The following is a 7,297-nucleotide window of genomic DNA, read 5'->3' as shown; positions in this document are numbered from 1 at the left end:
GAGACCCGCCAGCGGATCATCGTGGCCACCATGCGCAGTGTGGCGACGGTGGGCTACTCCCGCACCACGATTCGCGAAATCGCCCGCGCCGCCGACATGACGAGCGGCAGCCTGTACAACTACTTCCCGAACAAGTCCGAATTGCTGGGCGCGGCCGTCGAGGACATCGAGCGGATCGCGGCCCCCCGGCTGCGGGACGCGGCCGCACAGGCCGACGACGTGGTCGAACGGCTGGTTGCGGTGTTGGATGAGGCGAGTCGGATGATGCGCGAACATCCGCATCTGGCCGGCTTCGATCGCGCGGTACGCGCGGACAGCCATCAGCATCCCCGTCGCGGCCGGCCGAACTATCCGGGGCCAAAGGCCCTGCGCCGCACCATCATTGAGATCCTCCGCGACGCCCAGACCGCCGGCGCGCTGCCGCCGGGCATCGACCCCCGGGCCGCCGCCGGCGCGATCCATGCGCTGGCTCGCGGCCTCACCGAGCGCGCGGCCACCCTGGACGCCGACGCCTACGCGGCCACGCTCGCTTCGGCGAAGGGGTTGATCAGCGGGACGCTGTTCGCGCGCCCAGCGAATCACCGCAGGTCCACACCGCGACGCCGATCAACACCAAATCCTTGAGCAGGAACTGGCCCGGTAACGCCGACAGCACGGGAACGCCATCCGCATGGGTCGCGATTACGCCGGGCGTGGTGAACAGGAAGCTCAGGGTGCCCAGGAACAGCAGCACCGCCAGCGCGCTGCCGGCCGCCGACGCGCGCGGCCACACCGGCCTCAGGGCGATCAGAACCGCGGCGACGATCTCCATCGTGCCCAGCAAGCGTGCGACGGTGGCGACGCTCAACACGTCGTAGATCCAGCTCATCAGCGGGCTGTGCTCGATCAGCACACGGGATTCCATCTTCACGTACTTCCCGAACCCGATCCAGGCCAGGACGATGACCAACCCGTACCGGCTGATCAGCTGGCCCGACAGCGTCAGGGACTGCGCCACACGGGAACCGGTGGCGACGGGCGCGGTCACGGATTCGATTTTGTCCACGGTGCAGCCACGAGAGGGCTCCCGATTTTGTTCACCCGCACGCAGAACCGTTATCCGGCGTAGCGATCCCGCAACTGAGCCAGCGTCGCTTCGATGCCGGCGGTATTCCCCTTCACCGCACCGATCAGCTGGTAGTAGTTCAGCGCATTCTTGACCGCACCGGCCCGGCTGTAGTCGAACGTCTCCGTGACCCGCGTCCGGCTCGGCGAAAGCGCCTCGAACTCCCAGCGCCACCGGTGCCCCAACGGATGACGCCATTCAACCAATTCGCCGGGTTTGAGGGCGGTCACCGTGCTGGTGATGCGATACGGCAGGCCGTACATCTTCATGTTGGTCGAAAACTTCGACCCCACAGCCATTTCCGCCGGAGCCTTGATGTTGGCTCGCACGGTACCCGAACCGTCCAACTCGCTGTGTCGCCGCGGATCGGCGGCCATCGCGTACAGCTCCGCGGCCGGCGCCGCCACTTCGACCGACCGGCTTACCTGCCGTGGACCCGCGTCGACAACGGTGACGGTCATAATCTTTCCTTTCGGCTGTCCGGCAGCGTCAGCTCGACGCTACGCTCGCCGAGTCGAATTCAGAACAGCGAAACGACCCGCCCTGCCAGGGACCGCATGGGCGTGGCGGAAGCCCCCGCCGAGAGGAGCCGAAACAAGCCATGAATCAATCCATTTCGGGGAAGGTTGCGCTGATCACGGGCGCCGCGCGGGGGCAGGGCCGGGCGCACGCCGTACGCCTGGCCGCCGAAGGCGCCGACATCATCGCGGTCGACATCGCCGGGCCATTGCCGCCGAGCGTTCCCTACGATTCACCGACACCCGAGGACCTGGCGGAGACGGCAAGGCTGGTGAGCGCCAACGGCAAACGGGCGATCACCGAAGCCGTCGACATCCGCGACCTCCAAGCGCTCACCGCCGCCGTCGACAGGGCGGTGGGCGAACTGGGTCGCCTCGACATCATCGTCGCCAATGCCGGAATCTGCAGTCCCGCGCCGTGGGACCAGATCAGCGCCGAGGCGTTCCGCGACACCATCGACACCAACGTCACCGGGACCTGGAACACGGTGATGGCCGGCGCTCAGCACATCATCGACGGGGGCCGCGGCGGCTCGATCATCCTCATCGGTTCCGCCGCGGGCATCAACATGCAGTCGTTCATGATTCACTACACGGCGAGCAAGCACGCCGTCGTCGGGATGGCACGCGCCTTCGCCGCCGAGCTCGGCAGGCACAACATCCGCGTCAACAGCCTGAACCCCGGCGCGGTGGCGACACCGATGGGCACCGGGCGCATGCGCGAAGCGCTGCACGCGGCCGCCGACACCTACCCGCACCTGCGGGGACTGCACAAGCCGCTACTGCCTGAGGGAATCGCCCAGCCGGAGGACATCGCCGACGCGGTCGCCTGGCTCGCCTCCGACCAGTCGCGGCTGGTCACGGCGACCCAGGTTTCGGTGGACATCGGCGTGGGCTACGTCTGAGGGTTTCCGCGCGGCAAAGCGCCCTTAGCCGCACCACAAAGATTGCCGCTACCGCGTCAGGTCGATATGGTCGCCGCTCATGGGCGTGCTCAGCTTCGTCTGGCAACGTGTACTTGCCTTCGACCGACTTGGCGCGCGCATTCCCCAGCTAATCCAGACCTGGCTGACCGAGTTCTTCTTCGTGATGCCGTTGACGTTCTTCGTCGGCAAGGTGATCGATATCCGGGGCGCCATGGGCGTGCCCGGCACCGGCGAACGGCTCGACGAAACCTTCTGGGGAGCGCTCGTGGTGTCGCTCGTCTTCGGATTTTTCTTCGTCCGCTCGCTCGTGCGGCCGCGGATTGTGCAGGGGTCGTGGACACCGACGGTGCACGCCGATGTCGGGCCGGTGACCGTCTACGGGGGTAACCCCGCCTGGCGCGTGACCTATCCATACCTGACCAGTCACCCGTCGTACGCGCTGCTCCTGCTGATCACCGCCCCAATCCCCGCCGTCATGTGGGCGGCCACCGCCAACCAGGGCGACAGCACGTTCTACTGGCGGGTGTGCGGCATGGCCGGCCTGACGATCCTCGCGGTCATGGCGCTGGCGCGGGTATTGGCTTGGTACGTCTTTCGATTCGGACGCCGCCGGCTCGACACGCAGCTGCGCGGCCTGGCGATCTCGCCACGCCGGCTCGGCTGGGAAATCGCTTGGAAGCCCGTCTTGGTCCTGGTGCTCTTGATGTACGCCATCGTCTGCGTTCCGTTGGGTGGGCTCTGGCTCAAGGAGCAACGAACGATCGCGGCCCTGCCGGTCGTCACCGTCGCCGACACCCAACATGCGGGCGAATACCGCCGGGTGAAAGGCGCCGTCGCCTCGGCGCCCGTCTACTGGGCGCCGCTAGGCCGGGGCCGTGGCGGCAACAACTACGCCGGGGCCGGCGTGCTGGTGACGCTGGCCACCGGCGGGGAGGCGCTGATGCTCGCCGATTCGATGGCGGTCCCGGACTTCAAGGGCATGATGGCGCGCGTCCACGACGGCGAGCTGACGGCCACCGGCAAGGTGATCGACGCCGTCACGGCCGACCAGCGCAAGTACTACGGCTTCGACGAGGGCGCGTTTCCCGCGCCCCCTGCCACGGGTCGGGTGCTGCTGTTGTTGTCCCAGCCCTGACGTCCCGTCGCGTGATCCGGCAGAATCGTGCTGCCACCAGCGTACGAACCCACTCATGATGGAGGTGACGCCCGAAGGTGTATCGCCATCGGGTATCCACCCCGAGGCATCCACCGGAAGGAGGACCATGGTCACCAGCGAATACCGGGTCGACGGGATGAGCTGCGGCCACTGCGAGTCGGCCGTGCGGGACGAGGTCGGCCGCCTCCCTGGCGTGGAGCGCGTGGATGTCAGCGCCGACACCGGCAGGCTGGTGATCACGAGTTCTTCTCCCATCGACGCGGACGCCGTCCTCGGCGCGGTCGACGAGGCCGGCTACGAGGCCGTCTTGGTGGCATGAGCGCAGTGCCGGTGAGCCATATCGAGCTCGAGATCGCGGGGATGACGTGCGCGTCGTGCGCCGCCCGGATCGAGAAGAAGCTGAACCGGCTCGACGGCGTCGCCGCCACCGTCAACTACGCGACCGAAAAGGCGGCCCTGACCGTTCCCTCGGGGTATGACCCGCAGTTGCTGATCGCCGCCGTCGAGCAGGCCGGCTACACCGCCGCCCTGCCGCAGCGCCGGGAGGAGCCGGCCCCCGGGAAGCGCGCGGACGCCGATCTGGCGGCGCTTCGCACTCGCCTCATCACGTCGCTCGTGCTCGCCACCCCGGTGATCGCCATGGCGATGATCCCCGCCCTGCAATTCCGCTACTGGCAGTGGGCGTCGCTGGTGCTGGCCGCGCCGGTCGTGGTGTGGGGTGGCCGTCCCTTCCACGCCGCCGCCTGGGCCAATCTCCGGCACGGTGCCGCCACGATGGACACCCTCGTCTCGATCGGCACCCTGTCGGCCTTCCTGTGGTCGCTGTACGCACTGTTCCTGGGGACGGCTGGGGCACCGGGGACGCACGACCGGTTCGAACCGACCATCCGGACCTCCGACGGTGCGGGCAACATCTACCTCGAAGTCGCCGCGGGTGTGACCCTGTTCGTGCTGGCAGGACGGTACTTCGAGAAGCGGTCCAAGCGGACGGCGGGCGCCGCGCTGCGCACCCTGCTCGAGCTCGGCGCCAAGGACGTCGCCGTGCTGCGGGGCGGCGGCGAGACCCGGATCCCGGTGGATCGCCTCACCGTCGGGGACCAATTCGTGGTGCGGCCCGGGGAGAAGGTCGCCACCGACGGCGTCGTGGTCTCGGGCTCCTCGGCCGTGGACGTCTCGATGCTCACCGGGGAGTCCGTTCCCGTCGAGGTCGGCCCGGGCGACGGCGTCACGGGCGCCACCGTCAACGTCGGCGGACGCCTCGTCGTGCGCGCCACCCGCGTCGGCGACGACACGCAGCTGGCGCACATGGCCAAGCTGGTCGAGGAGGCGCAGTCGGGCAAGGCCGAGGTCCAGCGGCTCGCCGACCGCATCTCCAGTGTGTTCGTCCCGGTGGTCATCGGCATCGCCCTCGCGACGCTCGGCGCATGGCTCGCGCTCGGGTTCCCGGCCACCGCGGCGCTGATCGCGGCCGTCGCGGTGCTGATCATCGCCTGCCCGTGCGCGCTCGGGCTGGCGACCCCGACGGCCCTGCTGGTCGGAACCGGCCGCGCGGCCCAGCTCGGCGTGCTGATCAAAGGGCCGGAAGTCCTGGAATCCACCCGCCGCGTCGACACGATCGTGCTGGACAAGACGGGCACCGTCACCACCGGGAAGATGACCCTCCTCGACGTGGTCGGCGCCGACCGGACCGACCGCGCGGCACTGCTGCGCTACGCCGGGGCGCTCGAGGATGCCTCCGAGCATCCCATCGCCCGGGCCATCGCCAAGGCCGCCAAGGCCGAGCTGGGCCGGCTGCCCGCGGCCGAGGGATTCACCAGTTCCGAGGGCAACGGCGTGCGGGGCATCGTCGACGGCCACGCCGTCGTCCTGGGGCGCGCCAGCCTGCTGGCCGATTGCGGCCAGCCGCTGAGCGACGAGCTGTCGGCGGTCAAGGACCGCGCCGAGGCCGAGGGCAAGACCGCGGTCGTCGTCGGCTGGGACGGCCGGGCCCGCGGGGTCCTGATCGTCGCCGACACGGTCAAACCGACGAGCGCGGAAGCGGTTCGGCGGTTCAAGGGGCTGGGCCTGACACCGATCCTGATGACCGGCGACAACCGGGGCGTGGCGGAGCGCATCGCCGACGAGGTGGGCATCGCGCAGTTGATCGCCGAAATGATGCCCGCCGACAAGGTCGCCGCCATCAAGCGGTTGCAGGCCGAAGGCAAGGTCGTCGCGATGGTCGGCGACGGCGTCAACGACGCCGCGGCCCTGGCGACCGCCGATCTCGGGGTGGCCATGGGCACCGGCACCGACGTCGCCATCCAAGCCGCCGACCTCACCGTCACCCGAGGTGACCTCCGCGCCGCCGTCGACGCGATCCGGCTGTCCCGGCGCACGCTGACCACCATCAAGGCCAACCTGTTCTGGGCCTTCGGCTACAACATCGCCGCGATCCCACTCGCCGCGCTCGGCGCGCTCAACCCGATGCTCGCGGGCGCCGCGATGGCGTTTTCCAGCGTTTTCGTGGTCGCCAACAGCCTGCGGCTGCGCACTTTCACCAGCGTCACAGCCTCCTAACGGCCACCCTCACACGCCGCGACGGCGGGCGGGCCGGTGGGACGGGTGTGGGATAGTTGTTCCCGACCCACCGCGTTCGAAAAGACCACGGGTGTCCGCCCCCGCGCAGCGATCGACTCAGCAAAGGCAACGACCGTTGGACCAATTCTTCGGACGACTGTCCTTGCTGCATGGCTGGTTCCCGCCGACCGTGCAGGCGCTGACGCTGCTGTTGCTGATCATCGCGATCCAGTGGCGTGCCCGGCGGTGGCTCAAGCGGGTGCTGCCGGTGGCCGTGATCGCCGCCGTCGCGACGACCGCGCTCGCGTATTGGTACATCACGTCGCTCGGCGTGGCCGGTGACCCGGCGCCGACGACGCTGTGGCTGTGGATCGCGGCGACCGGCCTGGCCGTCGCGGTGTTCCTGGTGGGCTGGCCGGGCGCGCGCTGGTGGCGCCGGGGGGTGGCGGTGCTGTCCATCCCCCTGTGCGCGCTGTGCGCGAGTTTGGCTCTCAACAGCTGGGTGGGTTACTTCCCGACGGCGCTCGCCGCGTGGAACCAGCTGACCTCGGTGCCGTTGCCCGACCAGATCGACCGCCTGCGCGTGACCGAAATGCAGGTCGCCGGGACCAGGCCGAGCAAGGGCGTGGTGGTGCCGGTCGACATCGACGACAACGCCTCCCATTTCCGCCACCGCCGGGAATTGGTCTACCTGCCGCCCGCATGGTTCAACAGCAATCCGCCACCCCGCTTGCCGGCGGTCATGATGATCAGTTCCGCCTTCAACACCCCGGCCGACTGGCTGGGCCCAGGCGGCGCCTTCACCGCCATCGACAACTTCGCCGCCGCGCATCGCGGCTTCTCCCCCGTACTGGTGTTCGTCGACCCCACCGGCTCGTTCGACAACGACACCGAGTGCGTCAACGGCAGCCGCGGCAACGCCGCCGACCACCTGACCAAGGACGTCGTGCCGTTCATGGTGTCGAACTTCGCCGTCAGCGCCGATCGAGCCAACTGGGGCGTCGCCGGGTGGTCGATGGGCGGCACCTGCGCGGTC

Annotated in this window: 8 protein-coding genes; 6 read left to right on the top strand and 2 right to left on the bottom strand. The window is 69.2% G+C overall.

Annotated features, from left to right (window positions below):
- Positions 1–624, top strand: a 624-nt coding sequence (locus tag A5704_RS10065) for a TetR/AcrR family transcriptional regulator (RefSeq protein ID WP_082954819.1), incomplete at its 5' end; no start/stop codon positions are given.
- Here the strand turns inward: A5704_RS10065 and A5704_RS10060 are convergent.
- Positions 548–1,027 (bottom strand): DUF417 family protein, encoded by a 480-nt coding sequence (locus A5704_RS10060; RefSeq protein WP_068262146.1) that lies wholly within the window; start codon positions 1,025–1,027, stop codon positions 548–550. The two genes, A5704_RS10065 and A5704_RS10060, sit on opposite strands and share 77 nt — an antisense overlap.
- 68 nt (positions 1,028–1,095) lie before the next feature.
- Positions 1,096–1,566 (bottom strand): SRPBCC family protein, encoded by a 471-nt coding sequence (locus A5704_RS10055; RefSeq protein ID WP_067754177.1) that lies wholly within the window; start codon positions 1,564–1,566, stop codon positions 1,096–1,098.
- 140 nt (positions 1,567–1,706) lie between these two features.
- On the opposite strand from A5704_RS10055, the gene A5704_RS10050 reads away from it, so the two are divergent.
- From A5704_RS10050 to A5704_RS10030, 5 genes are all read left to right on the top strand, one after another.
- Positions 1,707–2,528 carry a mycofactocin-coupled SDR family oxidoreductase gene (locus A5704_RS10050; protein ID WP_067888795.1) on the top strand — a complete coding sequence of 274 codons (822 nt, stop codon included), beginning with the start codon at positions 1,707–1,709 and terminating at the stop codon, positions 2,526–2,528.
- A 79-nt stretch (positions 2,529–2,607) separates the two neighbouring features.
- On the top strand, positions 2,608–3,684 hold the full coding sequence (locus tag A5704_RS10045; RefSeq protein WP_067888791.1) for a hypothetical protein: 1,077 nt from the start codon (positions 2,608–2,610) through the stop codon (positions 3,682–3,684).
- Between the two features lie 127 nt (positions 3,685–3,811).
- A complete protein-coding gene (locus tag A5704_RS10040; protein ID WP_067888788.1) occupies positions 3,812–4,024 on the top strand; it encodes a heavy-metal-associated domain-containing protein in 213 nt (70 codons plus the stop codon).
- A complete protein-coding gene (locus tag A5704_RS10035; protein WP_067888784.1) occupies positions 4,021–6,261 on the top strand; it encodes a cation-translocating P-type ATPase in 2,241 nt (746 codons plus the stop codon). Before A5704_RS10040 ends, A5704_RS10035 begins: the two co-directional genes overlap by 4 nt.
- A 136-nt stretch (positions 6,262–6,397) precedes the next feature.
- Positions 6,398–7,297: esterase family protein (locus A5704_RS10030; RefSeq protein ID WP_255396405.1), on the top strand; the 900-nt coding region annotated here is incomplete at its 3' end.

Origin of the sequence: Mycobacterium sp. E735 (assembly GCF_001666955.1) — a bacterium.
Lineage (GTDB): Bacteria > Actinomycetota > Actinomycetes > Mycobacteriales > Mycobacteriaceae > Mycobacterium.
Note: the sequence above shows the minus strand (reverse complement) of the source record. Positions and strands in the feature narration are given on the sequence as shown.

Coding starts and splice junctions, on each gene's coding strand:
- A5704_RS10055 (WP_067754177.1), bottom strand. CDS start 1,566: ATGACCGTCACCGTTGTCGACGCGGGTCCACGGCAGGTAAGCCGGTCG.
- A5704_RS10050 (WP_067888795.1), top strand. CDS start 1,707: ATGAATCAATCCATTTCGGGGAAGGTTGCGCTGATCACGGGCGCCGCG.
- A5704_RS10045 (WP_067888791.1), top strand. CDS start 2,608: ATGGGCGTGCTCAGCTTCGTCTGGCAACGTGTACTTGCCTTCGACCGA.
- A5704_RS10040 (WP_067888788.1), top strand. CDS start 3,812: ATGGTCACCAGCGAATACCGGGTCGACGGGATGAGCTGCGGCCACTGC.
- A5704_RS10035 (WP_067888784.1), top strand. CDS start 4,021: ATGAGCGCAGTGCCGGTGAGCCATATCGAGCTCGAGATCGCGGGGATG.